Here is a 16,414-nt window from a genome sequence, read left to right as displayed (position 1 = left end):
CTTATTAAGGCAAGGGACTAGACCATGCATTTCACCATTCAACGCGAAGCCCTGTTGAAACCCCTGCAACTGGTCGCAGGCGTCGTCGAACGCCGCCAGACCTTGCCGGTACTTTCCAACGTGCTGCTGGTTGTCGAAGGCCAGCAATTGTCGCTGACCGGTACCGACCTGGAAGTCGAGCTGGTCGGTCGTGTACAGCTTGAAGAACCGGCCGATCCAGGTTCCATCACCGTGCCGGCGCGCAAGCTGATGGACATCTGCAAAAGCCTGCCCAACGATGCGCTGATCGACATCAAGGTCGATGAGCAGAAGCTCGTGGTCAAGGCCGGTCGCAGCCGTTTCACCTTGTCGACGCTGCCGGCCAACGACTTCCCGACGGTGGAAGAAGGCCCAGGCTCGCTGACCTGCAGCCTCGAGCAAAGCAAATTGCGCCGTTTGATCGAACGCACCAGCTTCGCCATGGCGCAGCAGGACGTGCGTTACTACCTCAACGGCATGCTCCTGGAAGTGTCCGCCGGTATCATCCGCGCCGTCGCCACCGACGGTCACCGTCTGGCCATGTGCTCGATGCAGGCCGATATCGGTCAGCCAGACCGCCACCAAGTCATCGTCCCGCGCAAAGGTATCCTGGAGCTCGCGCGCCTACTGACCGAGCCGGACGGCAATGTCAGTATCGTGTTGGGCCAGCACCATATCCGCGCCACCACGGGTGAGTTCACCTTCACCTCGAAGCTGGTGGACGGCAAATTCCCTGACTACGAGCGCGTGCTGCCCAAAGGCGGTGACAAACTGGTCTTGGGTGACCGCCAGGCGCTGCGCGAGGCGTTCAGCCGTACCGCGATCCTGTCCAACGAGAAGTACCGCGGCATTCGTCTGCAATTGGCCAACGGTCAGCTGAAAATCCAGGCGAACAACCCGGAGCAGGAAGAGGCGGAAGAAGAAGTGGGCGTTGAATACAACGGCGGCTCTCTGGAAATCGGCTTCAACGTCAGCTACCTGCTCGACGTACTGGGCGTGATGACCACTGAGCAAGTGCGTCTGATCCTGTCGGACTCCAACAGCAGTGCGCTGGTGCAGGAATCCGATAACGACGACTCGGCCTACGTTGTCATGCCGATGCGTCTGTAATCAGCTAGATGTCCTTAAGTCGCGTCTCGGTCACCGCGGTGCGCAATCTGCACCCGGTGACCTTCTCCCCTTCCCCCCGCATCAATATCCTTTACGGCGCTAACGGCAGCGGCAAAACCAGTGTTCTGGAAGCTGTTCACCTGCTGGGGCTTGCTCGTTCGTTTCGTAGCACCCGTCTGTTACCGGTCATCCAATACGATCAGTTGGCCTGCACCGTGTTCGGACAGGTGGAGTTGGCGCAAGGCGGTCACAGTGCCTTGGGGATATCACGGGACCGGCAAGGCGAATTCCAGATCCGCATCGATGGGCAGAATGCCCGCAGCGCCGCGCAACTGGCGGAGATCCTGCCGTTGCAGTTGATCAACCCGGACAGTTTCCGTTTGCTGGAAGGCGCGCCGAAGATTCGTCGACAGTTTCTCGACTGGGGCGTGTTCCACGTGGAACCGCGGTTCATGGCCACTTGGCAGCGCTTGCAGAAGGCGCTGCGCCAGCGAAATTCCTGGCTGCGGCATGGTACACTTGACGCCGTTTCGCAAGCGGTTTGGGACAGGGAACTGTGCCAGGCCAGCGCTGAAATAGATGAATACCGCCGCGCTTACATCAAAGCCTTGAAACCGGTCTTCGAGCAGACCTTGAGCGAACTGGTTGAGCTTGAGGGCCTGACGCTCAGCTATTACCGAGGCTGGGACAAGGACCGGGAACTGAGCACCGTACTGGCTGGCTCGCTGCAGCGGGACCAGCAGATGGGCCATACCCAGGCTGGACCGCAACGCGCTGACTTGCGCCTTAGATTGGGCGCACATAATGCCGCGGACATCTTGTCCCGGGGGCAGCAGAAGTTGGTGGTGTGTGCATTGCGTATTGCCCAAGGCCATTTGGTCAGCCAGGCTCGACGCGGTCAGTGTATTTATCTGGTGGATGACTTGCCGTCCGAATTGGACGAAGCCCACCGCCGCGCACTCTGCCGCTTGCTGGAAGACTTACGCTGCCAGGTTTTTATCACCTGTGTAGATCACGAATTATTGAGGGAAGGCTGGCAGACGGAAACGCCAGTCGCTCTGTTCCACGTGGAACAGGGCCGTATCACCCAGACCCACGACCATCGGGAGTGAAGGCATTGAGCGAAGAAAATACGTACGACTCAACGAGCATTAAAGTGCTGAAAGGCCTGGATGCCGTACGCAAACGTCCCGGTATGTACATTGGTGACACCGACGATGGCAGCGGTCTGCACCACATGGTGTTCGAGGTGGTCGACAACTCCATCGACGAAGCCCTCGCCGGTCATTGCGATGACATCAGCATCATCATCCACCCGGATGAGTCCATCACTGTTCGTGACAACGGTCGTGGCATCCCGGTAGACGTACACAAGGAAGAAGGCGTTTCCGCAGCCGAGGTCATCATGACCGTGCTGCACGCCGGCGGTAAGTTCGATGACAACTCCTACAAGGTTTCCGGCGGTCTGCACGGCGTAGGTGTATCGGTCGTGAACGCACTGTCCGAAGAGCTTGTTCTTACCGTTCGCCGCAGTGGCAAGATCTGGGAACAAACCTACGTCCACGGTGTGCCTCAGGCGCCAATGGCGATCGTAGGCGACAGCGAAACCACCGGCACCCAGATTCACTTCAAGGCTTCCAGCGAAACCTTCAAGAACATCCACTTCAGCTGGGACATCCTGGCCAAGCGGATTCGTGAACTGTCCTTCCTCAACTCCGGTGTCGGCATCGTCCTCAAGGACGAGCGCAGCGGCAAGGAAGAGCTGTTCAAGTACGAAGGGGGCCTGCGTGCATTCGTTGAATACCTGAACACCAACAAGACTGCGGTCAACCAGGTGTTCCACTTCAACGTCCAGCGCGAAGATGGCATCGGCGTGGAAATCGCCCTGCAGTGGAACGACAGCTTCAACGAGAACCTGTTGTGCTTCACCAACAACATTCCACAGCGCGATGGCGGTACTCACCTGGTGGGTTTCCGTTCGGCGCTGACCCGTAACCTGAACAACTACATCGAACAGGAAGGTCTGGCGAAGAAGCATAAAGTCGCCACCACCGGTGACGATGCCCGTGAAGGCCTGACGGCGATCATTTCGGTGAAAGTGCCGGATCCGAAGTTCAGTTCCCAGACCAAGGACAAGCTGGTTTCTTCCGAAGTGAAGACCGCGGTCGAACAGGAAATGGGCAAATACTTCTCCGACTTCCTGCTGGAAAACCCCAACGAAGCCAAGCTGGTGGTCGGCAAGATGATCGACGCCGCCCGTGCCCGTGAAGCAGCGCGCAAGGCTCGTGAGATGACCCGCCGCAAAGGCGCGCTGGACATCGCAGGCTTGCCGGGCAAGCTGGCCGACTGCCAGGAAAAAGACCCTGCCTTGTCCGAACTGTACCTCGTGGAAGGTGACTCTGCTGGCGGTTCCGCCAAGCAAGGCCGCAACCGCCGCACCCAGGCCATCCTGCCGCTCAAGGGCAAGATCCTGAACGTCGAGAAGGCGCGCTTCGACAAGATGATCTCCTCCCAGGAAGTCGGCACGCTCATCACTGCGCTGGGCTGTGGCATCGGCCGCGATGAGTACAACATCGACAAGCTGCGTTATCACAACATCATCATCATGACCGACGCCGACGTCGACGGTTCGCACATCCGCACCCTGTTGCTGACGTTCTTCTTCCGTCAGTTGCCGGAGCTGATCGAGCGCGGCTACATCTATATCGCCCAGCCTCCGCTGTACAAGGTCAAGAAAGGCAAGCAAGAGCAATACATCAAAGACGACGACGCCATGGAAGAGTACATGACGCAGTCGGCCCTGGAAGATGCGAGCCTGCACCTGAACGAAGAGGCCCCAGGCATTTCCGGCGAAGCCCTTGAGCGCCTGGTCAACGACTTCCGCCTGGTGATGAAGACTCTCAAGCGCCTGTCGCGCCTGTACCCACAGGAGCTAACCGAGCACTTCATCTACCTGCCGGCTGTCAGCATGGAACAGCTGTCCGATCACGCTGCGATGCAGGATTGGCTGGCCCAGTACGAAGTTCGTCTGCGCACCGTAGAGAAGTCTGGCCTGGTGTACAAAGCCAGCCTGCGTGAAGACCGTGAGCGTAACGTCTGGCTGCCAGAGGTCGAACTGATCTCCCACGGCCTGTCCAACTACGTCACCTTCAACCGCGACTTCTTCGGCAGCAACGACTACAAGACTGTCGTCTCCTTGGGCGCGCAACTGAGCACCCTGCTGGACGAAGGCGCGTACATCCAGCGTGGTGAGCGCAAGAAAGCCGTTACCGAGTTCAAGGAAGCCCTTGAGTGGCTGATGGCCGAAAGCACCAAGCGCCACACCATCCAGCGCTATAAAGGTCTGGGTGAAATGAACCCGGACCAGCTGTGGGAAACCACCATGGACCCAGGCTCGCGCCGGATGCTGAAAGTCACCATCGAAGACGCCATCGGCGCGGACCAGATCTTCAACACCCTGATGGGTGATGCGGTCGAGCCTCGTCGTGACTTCATCGAAAGCAATGCGTTGGCGGTGTCTAATCTGGATTTCTGATCCACAGCCACCCTGCCCCAACGAAAAAGGCCAACGCATATGCGTTGGCCTTTTTTCGCCCGTTGGCCCTAACTCGCCACCGAAGCCTCACTCCCCGCCGCCACACTCTCCAACCGATACCCATACCCATAAATCGTCAGCAACTGCCAACCTCGATCCGCCGTCAGCCCGAGTTTGTTGCGCAGACGGTAGATGTGGGTGTCGAGCGGGCGCGACGAGGTCATTTCCTCGTGGGTCCAGAAGCGCTCGTAGAAATACTCCCGGGACAGTGGACGGCCCAGGTTGGCGAACAGGCAGCGGGCCAGGCGGTATTCCCGTTCGGTCAGGCTGATGGGGATACCGGCGCGGGTGACGGTCAGTTCGGCGTCGTCGAATTCCAGGTCGTTGAATACCAGCACGTCGCTGGCTGGAGCACGTTGCAGGTTATGGCGTCGCAACACGGCTGTGACCCGGGCCTTGAGTTCGTTAGGCCTGAAGGGCTTGCTCACGTAGTCGTCGGCTCCGGCATTGAGGGCCTGGACCACATCGTGCTCGCCGTCGCGGCTGGTGAGCATGATGGCGGCCGGGGGCGAGTCCATGTGCTCCCGCGTCCAGCGCAGCAGCGACAACCCGCTGATGTCGGGCAATTGCCAGTCGAGGATCAACAGGTCGAAGGTTTCCCGGCGCAGCTGCCGCAACAGGTCTTCGCCGCGCTCAAAACTGTGCAAGGTCCAGGCTTGCTCGCCCCTGCCGGGGATTTGTTGCAGTGTCTGTTCCACCCGGCGCAGCTCGGCCGGTTCGTCATCCAGTATGGCGACACGCATGGGATGCGATTCCTTGATCTCGAGAGTAACGGACATCATCAGGGTGGCCTGCAATCTGAACAAATATTCCACTTGCCCGATGTAACCTCGGCGGGCCGATAAGTTGTCGGGTTGCAGGTCCCCTGTCGCTGGCAGTGACAATACCGGCTCATGACGCGCAGGGAAAGGTAGCAGCGCGCCACCTATCGAGTCCGCTATAGTCTTTGGTCTTCAGCCTGCTGGTGCGACACGCGACCCCCCATGAAAAAAATCCCCCGTTCCTATGTTCTGTCAGGGTGCTTATGAGCAACCAGCGTCGTCGTGAAAGCCGTGAACCGACCCAAGTCCAACGCATGTTTCGCCAATTGGTACGGGAATGGTTGTGGATAAGTCTTCTTCTATTACCGCTCACCGCGTTGTTGTCGTTCAGTACCCAGCCAACACGCCACGGGCCAGAAGCGGCGTTGTTGTCGGTGTTTGTGGTCGCTGTTGTGCTGGGGTTGCTATTGCTGCGCCCTCGCCTGGCGCTGTGGACGACAGTGGGTGGCATGAGCATGGCCCTGCTGATCAGTGTCGTACTCGCGGCTGAAGGTTGGTGGTGGTCGCCCATGGCGAGCGTGCTGGGCATCGTGTTTGGTTATCTGATCTGGAATTGGCGGCGGCTGAGCGTGGTGCTGGCCTACTTTGGCTGGGAACTGGCGCGCCTGGATGCGGAGCCCAAGGTGTTCCCCGAACGGCGTCGTGCGCCCTACACGGGCAGCGACCGCTTGCAGGGCCAGATCATGGCCCTGGAGCAAGCCATGGGGAGAACCCGGGACACCCGTCGCTTTATTGCCGATGGCCTCGAATACCTGCCGGTGGCAACAATGATCAGCGATCCTCAGGGCAAGATATTGCTGGGTAACCGCAAAGCGCGTGATCTCTTCGGCCGTGGCTTGGCGGGGGGCGATGTATTGGAGCATCTCGCGCAGCTGGGTTACCCAGGACTGGAACGCGGGGTGCCTCACCGGTTATCCACATTGCCCCTGGTGGAGTTTCGCGACAGCCGGGAGCGCAGCCTGCGTCTGGAACGAGCCCCGCTATTGCCGGTTGATGGAGAGGCGCCGATAGGCTGGTTACTGAGCCTCATCGACCTGAGCGCGGAGCGCGAAGCCGAAGAGCAGCGCAGCGTCATGCTGCGTTTTTTGTCCCATGATTTGCGCGCGCCCCACTCGGCGATCCTGGCCCTGCTGGATGTGCAGCGGCATCAGGCCGGGGCGAATAATCCGCTCTTCGATCAGATCGAGCGGCAGGTGCGTCGCGCCTTGGAATTGACCGACGGCTTTGTGCAACTGGCCAAGGCCGAGTCTGAGGCGTATCAATTCCAACCGACGCTGTTCGCCATGTTGGTCCTGGATGTACTTGACCAGGCGCTGCCCATCGCCCAGGCAAAACGCATCCAGTTGATTCATGAAATAGAGGATGAAGAGGCGATGGTGAGCGCGGATCAATCATTGCTGACCCGTGCCCTGTTCAATCTGCTGGAAAATGCCATCAAGTACAGCCCGCCCGACGCCTGCATTTCCCTGCAGGTTCATTGCACGTCGGGTTGGTTGACCTGCAACGTCGCCGACCAGGGCAAGGGCATCAGCGCCGAAGAACTACCGGACCTGTTCAGCCAGTATCGACGGTTTTCCTCGGCTCACGGTGTGGATGGCATTGGCTTGGGACTGTCGATGGTCAAGGCCGTGGTGGACCATCACGAGGGGAAAATCGAATGCCATAGCGTGGTAGGCAAAGGCACGACGTTCAGCCTGCGATTCCCGTTGTTGGCGGAGTAAAGATCGCCCGAACGCGGCCCGAGCCTTCGGACGATCTTTTGGTGCTATAAAAAACTTATGCACCTGTACGTGGCTTTTATGTGTTTATGAAATATGTATTAAAAACAAAGACATAAAACAGAAAAGTAACGGATTTCGAAAAAACGGTGCACAGGTTATCCACAGATATCAAACAGCGGCTTGTTCCGTGGGCACTTCCGCGACAGGACCGGGTGGAAGCGAACCCATCTCCCGTTGGGTCTGTTCGTTCCAGGTTTGTACGCGTTCATTGAGCTCGGCAATAGCACGGGGCCCGCTACCTTCGGCATACATGGGCTTGCCGATCACCACGGTGATGACGCCCGGTGTCCGGAGCCAGCCACCCTTGGGCCAGAACTTGCCGGCATTGTGTGCAATCGGCAGCACCGGCAGGTCAGCGTTTACCGCCAATGCGCTGCCACTGCGGGAGAATTTGCCGATCGTCCCGTAGGGAACACGGGTACCCTCTGGAAAGATCAAAACCCAAACCTTGTCCTTGAGCAGCTCATCACCTTTTTTCGCCACTTGCTTGAGAGCAACCTTGGGGTTGTCCCGGTCAATGGCGATGGGGCGCAGCATTGCCATGGCCCAGCCGAAGAAAGGTACGAACAGCAGCTCACGTTTGAGCACTTGGCTCAGGGGCTCGAAGTAAGCCGAAAGGAAGAAAGTCTCCCAGGTGCTCTGGTGGTTGGACTGGATCACGCACGGCCGCTCAGGCACGTTTTCGGCGCCTTTTACTTCATACCGTATCCCCAGAAAAACCTTGCTCAGCCACAGCGCGCAACGGCACCAGTACACATTGATAAAACGGTAGCGCGTCCTGAACGACATGAAAGGCGCTACAAAAAAACTCAACGTGCACCACAACAACGAACTGGTGCCCAGCAGCAGGTAAAAGAGAAAGGTTCTGATGGCCTGCAATATCGACATAGCGGCATTTACCGTTGCGGGCAGTGCCCGACTGTTTAAGCGCTTCCCGAACAGTCCTTGATCAGGATGTCTTGGGAGCTCTAATTGTGGATAAGTTCAGCGGCAATCGCCGCCAAGTCTTCAAAAATCAGGGTGCCCACCGGCAGGGTCTTGCCCAGAGTCTTCTCGCCTTTGCCGGTCTTTACCAAAACGGGCTGACAATCGACGGCCTTGGCCGCCTCCAGGTCACCCAGGCTGTCGCCGACGAACCACACTCCCGCCAGCGTTACATCGTAGTGAGCGGCAATGGTTTTCAACATGCCCGGCTTGGGCTTGCGGCAATCACAACCTTCGTCCGGCCCGTGCGGGCAGTAGACGATCAGCCCGACTTCACCGCCCTGCTCGGCCACCAATGCGCGCAAGCGCTCATGCATGGCCTCAAGGACCGCGAGGTCGTAGTAACCGCGGGCAATGCCCGACTGGTTGGTGGCAACCGCCACCGTCCAGCCGGCCTTGCTCAACTGCGCGATGGCTTCGATCGAACCGGGGAGCGGCAACCACTCCTCCACCGATTTGATATAAGCGTCGGAGTCGTGGTTGATCACTCCGTCCCGATCGAGAATCAGCAGTTTCAACAGCAGCCCCTCAACCCAGCATGGAAATGTCGGCAATATTGAGGAACAGGCCCCGCAGGCGCGCCAGCAGTGCATAGCGATTCTTGCGAACATCTTCGTTGTCCGCATTCACCATCACGGCTTCAAAGAACGCATCGACAGGATCGCGCAGTGCTGCCAGGCGTGCCAGCGCTTCGGCATACTCGCGCTTTTCCATCAGCGGTTGCACGGACGTAGACGCCTGCTGGATAGCCGAGTTGAGTGAGAACTCCACGGCGTTATCAAAGTACCGCGCCTCAGGTACGGCGAAAATTGTAGGCTCGGCCTTGCTCAGCAGATTCGACACCCGCTTGTTCACCGCCGCCAGCGCTGCTGCTTCCGGCAGTTGGCGGAAAGCCTGCACCGCTTGGACGCGCTGGTCGAAGTCCAGGGCCGAACCGGGCTTGAGGGCACGCACCGACAGATAGGTGGCGACATCGACGCCTTCGTCTTCATAACGCGCACGCAGGCGGTCGAAGATGAATTCCAGCACCGCGTCGGCCAGACCGGCAGACTTGACCTTGCTGCCGAACGCATTGACGGCGAACGCCACAGCGTCGTTCAGGTCCAGGTCCAGTTGCTTGTCGATCAGGATCCGCAGCACACCCAACGCCGCGCGACGCAGGGCGTACGGGTCTTTGCTGCCGGTAGGCAACATGCCGATGCCGAAGATACCCACCAGGGTGTCGAGCTTGTCGGCGATGGCCACGGCCGCACCGGTCAGGGTGGTCGGCAGTTCAGCGCCGGCACCGCGGGGCATGTACTGCTCGTTCAGCGCCAGGGCCACGTCTTGCGGCTCGCCGTCGTTGAGGGCGTAGTAGTAACCGGCAACGCCTTGCATCTCCGGGAACTCACCGACCATTTCTGTGGACAGGTCGCACTTGGACAGGATGCCGGCACGGGCGGCGCGCTGGGCGTCGCCGCCAATGCGTGGAGCGATGAAAGCAGCCAGTTTCGAAACGCGCTCGGCCTTGTCGTAGACGCTGCCGAGTTTTTCCTGGAACACCACGTTCTGCAGGCGTTCGTTGAAGCTTTCCAGCGGTTGCTTCTTGTCCTGCTTGAAGAAGAACTCGGCGTCCGTCAGGCGCGGGCGAACGACTTTCTCGTTACCGGCGATGATCTGCTGCGGGTCCTTGCTTTCGATGTTGGCGACGGTGATGAAGCGCGGCAGCAACTTGCCTTCAGCGTCCAGCAGGCAGAAATACTTCTGGTTGTCCTGCATGGTGGTGATAAGCGCTTCCTGCGGCACTTCAAGGAAACGTTCCTCGAACGAGCACACCAGCGGCACTGGCCATTCCACCAGCGCGGTCACTTCGTCCAGCAGACTTGGCGGCACGATGGCGGTGCCTTCCTGCTGGGTGGCCAACTCTTCGGTGCGCTTGCTGATCAGTTCGCGACGCTCGTTGGCGTCAGCCAATACGTAGGCGGAACGCAGGTCGGCCAGGTAATTGGCCGGCGAGGTGATGCGCACGCTCTGCGGATGATGGAAGCGGTGACCGCGGGAATCGCGACCGGCCTTCTGGGCCAGGATCGTGCAGTCGATGACTTGGTCACCGAGCAGCATCACCAGCCATTGGGTCGGACGCACGAACTCTTCCTTGCGCGCGGCCCAGCGCATGCGCTTGGGAATCGGCAGGTCGTTCAGGGAATCTTCGACGATGGTCGGCAACAGGCTGGCGGTCGGCTTGCCCTTGATGCTCTGGCTGTAGCGCAGCTTCGGCCCGCTCTGGTCGATTTCGCTCAGGTCCACGCCACATTTCTTGGCGAAACCGAGGGCGGCTTGGGTTGGGTTGCCGTCGGCATCGAACGCGGCCTGGCGTGGCGGGCCGTCGAGGTTGATGCTGCGGTCCGGCTGCTGGGTCGCCAGGGCGGTGATCAGCACGGCCAAACGACGCGGTGCGGCGTAGACATGCTTGGCTTCGAAGTTCAGGCCAGCGGCTTGCAGGCCCTTCTCGATACCGGCCAGGAACGCATCGGCCAGGGTGTTCAGGGCTTTGGGTGGCAGTTCTTCGGTGCCCAGTTCAACCAGAAAATCTTGAGCACTCATTGTGCAGCCTCCAGCTTAGCCAACACTTCATCACGCAAATCCGGGGTCGCCATCGGGAAGCCCAGCTTGGCACGGGCCAGCAGGTAGGCTTGCGCAACGGAACGCGCCAGGGTGCGTACACGCAGGATGTATTGCTGGCGCGCAGTCACGGAAATCGCCCGGCGTGCGTCCAGCAGGTTGAAGGTGTGGGACGCCTTCAACACCATTTCATAGCTCGGCAACGGCAGCGGCTGGTCCAGTTCGATCAGGCGCTTGGCTTCGCTTTCATAGAAATCGAACAACTCGAACAGCTTGTCGACGTTGGCGTGTTCGAAGTTGTAGGTCGATTGCTCCACTTCGTTCTGGTGGAACACGTCGCCGTAGGTCACTTTGCCGAACGGGCCGTCGGCCCATACCAGGTCGTAGACCGAGTCCACGCCTTGCAGGTACATGGCCAGACGTTCCAGGCCATAGGTGATTTCGCCGGTCACCGGGTAGCACTCGATGCCACCCGCTTGCTGGAAATATGTGAACTGGGTCACTTCCATGCCGTTGAGCCAGACTTCCCAGCCCAGGCCCCAGGCGCCCAGGGTTGGCGATTCCCAGTTGTCTTCAACGAAACGAATGTCGTGCACCAGCGGGTCGAGGCCGACGTGCTTGAGCGAGCCCAAGTACAGCTCCTGGAAGTTTTCCGGGTTCGGTTTCAGGACCACCTGGAACTGGTAGTAGTGCTGCAGACGGTTCGGGTTTTCGCCGTAGCGGCCGTCAGTCGGGCGGCGGCTGGGCTGCACATAAGCGGCGTTCCAGGTTTCCGGGCCGATGGCACGCAGAAACGTGGCAGTGTGGAAAGTGCCGGCGCCTACTTCCATATCGTAGGGCTGAAGTACCACGCAACCTTGCTCGGCCCAGTATTGCTGGAGGGCGAGGATCAAGTCTTGGAAGGTACGCACGGCTGGCGTAGGCTGGCTCACGAAATTCACCTGTTTCTTGGGCTGCGATTTAAAGAGCGGGAGTATACCCGATTCGTTCGTGCGCACGCCCCCTGGAGCCTTATGCCACGCTGCTTTTGGTGTTCTGACGATCCTTTGTACATGGCTTATCACGATCAGGAGTGGGGCACGCCGCTGCGCGATGCGCAGGGTTTGTTCGAGTTGCTTTTGCTCGAAGGGTTCCAGGCCGGGCTGTCCTGGATCACCGTTTTGCGCAAACGCGAGCGCTACCGGCAAGTGCTGTTCGGCTTTGACGTCCAGCGCGTGGCGCAGATGAGCGATGCAGAAATCGATGAGCTGATGCTCGACCCCGGCATCATCCGCAACCGCCTCAAGCTCAATGCGGCCCGGCGCAATGCCCAAGCCTGGCTGGCCCTGGAGGATCCGGTGGCGTTCCTCTGGTCGTTCGTGGACGGCAAGCCGGTCATCAACCACTTCAAGGACCGCTCCGAAGTGCCGGCCATCACGCCCCAGGCCGTGCAGATGAGCAAGGGCCTGAAAAAAGCCGGCTTCACCTTTGTCGGGCCGACCATTTGTTACGCCTTGATGCAGGCCTCGGGAATGGTCATGGACCATACCCAGGACTGCGACCGCTACGCGGAGCTGGCAAACGGCGGTTAGAATAGCCGGCTCGCAACACGCCCATGAATTCAGGAGTGACCTGTGGATAAGTTGAAAGGCGCCTTGCTGGTCGGCGCTCTGCGGTTGTTTGCGATGCTGCCTTGGCGCGCGGTGCAGGCGTCGGGTTCGGCCATCGGCTGGCTCATGTGGAAGCTGCCCAATCGTTCCCGCGACGTGGTGCGGATCAACCTCGCCAAGTGTTTCCCCGAGATGGACCCGGCCGAGCGCGAACGTCTGGTGGGCCAAAGCCTCAAGGACATCGGCAAATCCCTGACTGAAAGCGCCTGCGCCTGGATCTGGCCGGCCCAGCGTTCCATCGACCTGGTGCGGGAAGTCGAAGGCCTGGACGTATTAAAAGAAGCGCTCGCTTCCGGCAAAGGCGTGGTGGGCATCACCAGCCACCTGGGCAACTGGGAAGTGCTTAACCACTTCTATTGCAGCCAGTGCAAACCGATCATTTTCTACCGTCCGCCCAAGCTCAAAGCGGTGGATGAATTGCTGCGCAAACAGCGCGTGCAACTGGGCAACAAAGTCGCGGCGTCGACTAAGGAAGGTATCCTCAGCGTCATCAAAGAGGTCCGAAAGGGCGGTCAAGTGGGCATTCCCGCCGACCCGGAACCGGCCGAGTCTGCCGGTATCTTCGTCCCCTTCTTCGCCACCCAGGCCCTGACCAGCAAGTTCGTACCGAACATGCTCGCCGGTGGCAAGGCCGTCGGCGTATTCCTCCACGCCCTGCGCCTGCCGGACGGCTCCGGCTACAAAGTCATCCTCGAAGCCGCCCCAGACGCCATGTACAGCACCGACACCGAAACCGCCTGCGCCGCCATGAGCCAGGTTGTGGAGCGTTATGTACGCGCCTACCCGAGCCAGTACATGTGGAGCATGAAACGCTTCAAAAAACGCCCGCCAGGCGAGGCGCGGTGGTACTGAAGGCCTGTTGCTGCATATGAGTGACACAGGGATTTGTGGTGAATGCAGGATATGCGAACACCCAAGAACCCATGTGGGAGCCGAGCTTGCTCGCGATGACGGCGGCCCATTCAACATCAGTGCAAGCTGAACCACCGCTATGGCGAGCAAGCTCAGTTCCCACGGGGATTTGTGATGGATGCGATATCTGTGAACAACCCGGAAAAACTGTGGGAGCGAGCCTGACAGACAACACATATCCAACCGAACGGCTCACCCTGTGGCGAGGGAGCTAGCTCCCGCTGGGCTGCGCAGCAGCCCCAACCAAGCTGACACATTCTTTCAGGCACAGAGGTCTATTTTTCCAAGCACAGTGCGGGCTGAATGTCCTAAGCTCGCCTATCCCCAATCAGCCAAGGACGCGTCAATGGGCATTCGAGGTAATGACCGCCAGATCGACAACATCGAGCTCAATGTCAGCGACATCGCCCGAAGCAAAGCCTTCTATGCGAGCGCATTCGGCTGGAGTTTCGTCGACTACGGCCCGACCTACACCGAATTCAGCGACGGTCGTCTGACCGGTGGCTTCACGACCGGTGAACCTGTGCGCCCAGGCGGCCCGTTAATCATCCTGTACGCGGATGACCTTGAAGGCACCCAACTCAGACTCAAGGCCGCTGGGGCGATCATCAGCCGTGAAGTGTTCGATTTCCCCGGTGGCCGACGTTTTCACTTTATCGATCCGGATGGCTATGAGCTGGCGGTGTGGTCGGCTTCCTGATGGCTGATTGATCACGAGGAGGCGCAAAGCCTCAATCGTGTCCATGATTAAGGACCTGCGATATCGGTGACGTTGGAATGGCAAAGCCATCTCTAAATCCGTCGGATTACCGTCCGTTCAGAAATATCGCACTTCCTCTGGTTCATTAATCAAGGAGTCCCCTCATGAAAATCGACTTCACCGGACGCCACGTCTTAGTCACCGGCTCCTCCAGCGGCATTGGTTTCGCCACAGCCAAAGGCTTCCTCGAGTCCGGCGCCCACGTGGTCATCAATGGTCGCAGCGAGAGCAGCGTGGAGGACGCGTTGCAGCGGTTGGGCGACCTTGCTTCAAATGCCGCTGGCTTTGTGGGTGACCTTAGTCATGAGGCTGGCTGCCAGGCACTGATCGCCAAGCACCCAAGCTTCGATATCGTCATCAACAACCTGGGCATTTTCAAACAGGAAGACTTTTTCGAAACGCCGGACAGCGAATGGCAGCGCTTTTTCGAAACCAACGTGATGTCGGGCGTGCGGGTTTCCAGGGCCTACGCGCCGGGCATGGTCGAGCGCGGTTGGGGGCGGATTGTGTTTGTCTCGTCGGAATCGGGTCTGAACATCCCCGCCGACATGATCCACTACGGCTTTACCAAAACCGCCCAACTGTCCATTGCTCGCGGCCTGGCCAAGCGCCTCGCCGGCACCGGCGTTACGGTGAATTCGGTACTGCCTGGGCCGACGCTTTCCGAAGGAGTTGCCCAGATGCTCCAGGCAGACGTTGAGCGTAGCGGGGAAAGCCTGGAAAAGGTCGCGGCGGATTTCGTCAACCAGCACCGTAGCACCTCGATCATCCAGCGTGCGGCGCGCGTCGAGGAAGTCGCCAACATGATCATCTATGCCAGCTCGGAACAGGCCTCGGCCACCACCGGTGCGGCGTTGCGTGTGGATGGTGGGGTGGTGGATAGCATCGTTTAGGGCCCTATGACACGTTGCAAAAAAACGCCGCTTCCTCATGAGAGATAAGCGGCGTTTTTTCTTTTGGAAGCAACATGGGTTGATTTGACCCGTTTTCGGAGCGTTGAAGGGTTTGTTCAGCCTACCCGGTTTTCGATCAAGCGATCCGAGCCGCCTTCGGCTAAACGTTTTTCGATCAGTCGATCCGAACCACCTTCAGCGACACGTTTTTCGATCAGCCGATCTGAACCACCTTCAGCGACACGTTTATCGATCAGCCGATCCGAACCGCCTTCGGCTACACGTTTTTCGATCAGCCGATCCGAACCACCTTCGGCGACACGTTTATCGATCAGCCGATCCGAACCACCTTCAGCGACACGTTTATCGATCAGCCGATCCGAACCGCCTTCAGCGACACGTTTTTCGATCAGCCGATCCGAACCACCTTCGGCGACACGTTTATCGATCAGCCGATCCGAACCACCTTCAGCGACACGTTTATCGATCAGCCGGTCCGAGCCGCCTTCGGCGACACGTTTATCGATCAGCCGGTCCGAGCCGCCTTCGGCGACACGTTTATCGATCAGTCGATCCGAACCGCCTTCGGCGACACGTTTATCGATCAGCCGATCCGCACCACCTTCAGCGACACGTTTTTCGATCAGCCGGTCCGAGCCGCCCTCAGCGACCGTAGGTTGAACAAAAGAAGTTGCGAATGCATTGCCGAGCGCCAGTGCGAGAAGCGAGCCAACAAGCGTTTTGTTGAAAGTGTTCATGTCCTGATCCTTTTTATTCGTAGATGAAGTGAGTTAGACGGTGACGTGCAAACGGACGTCGACGTTGCCGCGTGTCGCGTTGGAGTACGGGCAGACCTGGTGAGCCGCGTCGACCAGCGCTTGAGCATCGGCTTGATCCAGACCCGGCAGATTGATGTGCAGGTCAATGTCCAGACCGAAACCGCCAGGGATCTGGCCGATGCCGACGTGTGCCGTGATTGAGGCGTCAGCAGGGATGCTGCGTTTGCTTTGGCTGGCGACAAACTTCAATGCGCCGATGAAGCAGGCCGAGTAACCGGCGGCGAACAACTGCTCAGGGTTGGTGGCTTCACCACCGGCGCCGCCCAGGGCTTTTGGTGTGGCCAGTTTCACGTCGAGAATCTTGTCGCTGGAAACAGCACGGCCATCACGGCCACCAGTGGAGGTTGCGACTGCGGTATAGAGAACGTTCATGGTGTTTCCTCGCTTGCTGATTGGTTTGACCGATTTTGTTTGCGCTAAATGTTTGTGCGCTAACCAGTTGAGATAAAAT

Annotated in this window: 15 protein-coding genes; 8 read left to right on the top strand and 7 right to left on the bottom strand. The window is 59.2% G+C overall.

From position 1 onward, the window contains the following. The first annotated feature begins 24 nt into the window (after positions 1-24). From dnaN to gyrB, 3 genes are read left to right on the top strand one after another with little or no spacing between them, the layout of a single operon-like run. Positions 25-1,128: a DNA polymerase III subunit beta gene (gene dnaN / locus BW979_RS03365; RefSeq protein ID WP_007903001.1), complete on the top strand. Its 1,104-nt coding sequence runs from the start codon at positions 25-27 to the stop codon at positions 1,126-1,128. An 8-nt stretch (positions 1,129-1,136) separates the two neighbouring features. After that, positions 1,137-2,240, top strand: coding sequence for a DNA replication/repair protein RecF (recF, locus tag BW979_RS03360; RefSeq protein ID WP_047230105.1), 1,104 nt, complete (start codon positions 1,137-1,139; stop codon positions 2,238-2,240). Between the two features lie 5 nt (positions 2,241-2,245). After that, on the top strand, positions 2,246-4,663 hold the full coding sequence (gene gyrB, locus BW979_RS03355; protein ID WP_047230120.1) for a DNA topoisomerase (ATP-hydrolyzing) subunit B: 2,418 nt from the start codon (positions 2,246-2,248) through the stop codon (positions 4,661-4,663). A gap of 68 nt (positions 4,664-4,731) precedes the next feature. Here gyrB and BW979_RS03350 read toward each other — a convergent pair whose 3' ends face one another. Next, positions 4,732-5,466 carry a response regulator transcription factor gene (locus BW979_RS03350; RefSeq protein ID WP_076386511.1) on the bottom strand — a complete coding sequence of 245 codons (735 nt, stop codon included), beginning with the start codon at positions 5,464-5,466 and terminating at the stop codon, positions 4,732-4,734. Between the two features lie 281 nt (positions 5,467-5,747). On the opposite strand from BW979_RS03350, the gene BW979_RS03345 reads away from it, so the two are divergent. Next, complete coding sequence (locus tag BW979_RS03345; RefSeq protein WP_047230106.1) at positions 5,748-7,265, top strand: sensor histidine kinase; 1,518 nt, start codon at positions 5,748-5,750, stop codon at positions 7,263-7,265. Between the two features lie 168 nt (positions 7,266-7,433). On the opposite strand, the gene BW979_RS03340 is transcribed toward BW979_RS03345, so the two are convergent. The 4 genes from BW979_RS03340 to glyQ all read right to left on the bottom strand — a co-directional run bounded on the left by BW979_RS03340 (position 7,434) and on the right by glyQ (position 11,842). Continuing rightward, complete coding sequence (locus tag BW979_RS03340; RefSeq protein ID WP_047230107.1) at positions 7,434-8,213, bottom strand: lysophospholipid acyltransferase family protein; 780 nt, start codon at positions 8,211-8,213, stop codon at positions 7,434-7,436. Between the two features lie 80 nt (positions 8,214-8,293). Then, entirely contained in the window at positions 8,294-8,833 is a 540-nt protein-coding gene (gmhB, locus tag BW979_RS03335; protein ID WP_171061292.1) for a D-glycero-beta-D-manno-heptose 1,7-bisphosphate 7-phosphatase, read from the bottom strand. Positions 8,834-8,837: 4 nt separating this feature from the next. Further along, complete coding sequence (gene glyS / locus BW979_RS03330) at positions 8,838-10,892, bottom strand: glycine--tRNA ligase subunit beta (RefSeq protein ID WP_047230109.1); 2,055 nt, start codon at positions 10,890-10,892, stop codon at positions 8,838-8,840. Further along, positions 10,889-11,842, bottom strand: a complete 954-nt coding sequence (gene glyQ / locus BW979_RS03325; protein WP_022641565.1) for a glycine--tRNA ligase subunit alpha — start codon at positions 11,840-11,842, stop codon at positions 10,889-10,891. The genes glyS and glyQ overlap by 4 nt, the downstream gene beginning before the upstream one ends. Positions 11,843-11,923: 81 nt before the next feature. Between glyQ and tag the strand changes: the two genes are divergently transcribed. The 4 genes from tag (at position 11,924) to BW979_RS03305 (ending at position 15,124) form a co-directional block, all read left to right on the top strand. Then, complete coding sequence (gene tag, locus BW979_RS03320; protein WP_076383159.1) at positions 11,924-12,481, top strand: DNA-3-methyladenine glycosylase I; 558 nt, start codon at positions 11,924-11,926, stop codon at positions 12,479-12,481. 42 nt (positions 12,482-12,523) lie between these two features. Next, positions 12,524-13,411, top strand: a complete 888-nt coding sequence (locus BW979_RS03315) for a lysophospholipid acyltransferase (protein ID WP_047230111.1) — start codon at positions 12,524-12,526, stop codon at positions 13,409-13,411. Positions 13,412-13,817: 406 nt separating this feature from the next. After that, a complete protein-coding gene (locus BW979_RS03310; protein WP_076383158.1) occupies positions 13,818-14,171 on the top strand; it encodes a VOC family protein in 354 nt (117 codons plus the stop codon). 164 nt (positions 14,172-14,335) lie between these two features. Beyond that, entirely contained in the window at positions 14,336-15,124 is a 789-nt protein-coding gene (locus BW979_RS03305) for an SDR family NAD(P)-dependent oxidoreductase (RefSeq protein WP_076383157.1), read from the top strand. A gap of 116 nt (positions 15,125-15,240) precedes the next feature. On the opposite strand, the gene BW979_RS03300 is transcribed toward BW979_RS03305, so the two are convergent. Beyond that, positions 15,241-15,882: a phage infection protein gene (locus BW979_RS03300; RefSeq protein WP_076383156.1), complete on the bottom strand. Its 642-nt coding sequence runs from the start codon at positions 15,880-15,882 to the stop codon at positions 15,241-15,243. Between the two features lie 33 nt (positions 15,883-15,915). Beyond that, entirely contained in the window at positions 15,916-16,335 is a 420-nt protein-coding gene (locus tag BW979_RS03295; protein ID WP_003196182.1) for an organic hydroperoxide resistance protein, read from the bottom strand. Positions 16,336-16,414: the final 79 nt, after the last annotated feature.

This window comes from Pseudomonas sp. A214, assembly GCF_900156295.1.
In the GTDB taxonomy this organism is placed as follows: Bacteria; Pseudomonadota; Gammaproteobacteria; order Pseudomonadales; family Pseudomonadaceae; genus Aquipseudomonas; species Aquipseudomonas rhizophila.
The sequence above is the reverse complement of the archived record's forward strand: the minus strand, read 5'-3'. Positions and strand labels throughout refer to the sequence as shown.

What these genes read in the sequence shown, in the direction of transcription:
- BW979_RS03305 (WP_076383157.1), top strand. Translation starts at nt 14,336, where the DNA reads ATGAAAATCGACTTCACCGGACGCCACGTCTTAGTCACCGGCTCCTCC.
- glyS (WP_047230109.1), bottom strand. Translation starts at nt 10,892, where the DNA reads ATGAGTGCTCAAGATTTTCTGGTTGAACTGGGCACCGAAGAACTGCCA.
- BW979_RS03310 (WP_076383158.1), top strand. Translation starts at nt 13,818, where the DNA reads ATGGGCATTCGAGGTAATGACCGCCAGATCGACAACATCGAGCTCAAT.
- BW979_RS03350 (WP_076386511.1), bottom strand. Translation starts at nt 5,466, where the DNA reads ATGCGTGTCGCCATACTGGATGACGAACCGGCCGAGCTGCGCCGGGTG.
- BW979_RS03345 (WP_047230106.1), top strand. Translation starts at nt 5,748, where the DNA reads ATGAGCAACCAGCGTCGTCGTGAAAGCCGTGAACCGACCCAAGTCCAA.
- dnaN (WP_007903001.1), top strand. Translation starts at nt 25, where the DNA reads ATGCATTTCACCATTCAACGCGAAGCCCTGTTGAAACCCCTGCAACTG.
- BW979_RS03340 (WP_047230107.1), bottom strand. Translation starts at nt 8,213, where the DNA reads ATGTCGATATTGCAGGCCATCAGAACCTTTCTCTTTTACCTGCTGCTG.
- BW979_RS03300 (WP_076383156.1), bottom strand. Translation starts at nt 15,882, where the DNA reads ATGAACACTTTCAACAAAACGCTTGTTGGCTCGCTTCTCGCACTGGCG.
- BW979_RS03295 (WP_003196182.1), bottom strand. Translation starts at nt 16,335, where the DNA reads ATGAACGTTCTCTATACCGCAGTCGCAACCTCCACTGGTGGCCGTGAT.
- tag (WP_076383159.1), top strand. Translation starts at nt 11,924, where the DNA reads ATGCCACGCTGCTTTTGGTGTTCTGACGATCCTTTGTACATGGCTTAT.
- recF (WP_047230105.1), top strand. Translation starts at nt 1,137, where the DNA reads ATGTCCTTAAGTCGCGTCTCGGTCACCGCGGTGCGCAATCTGCACCCG.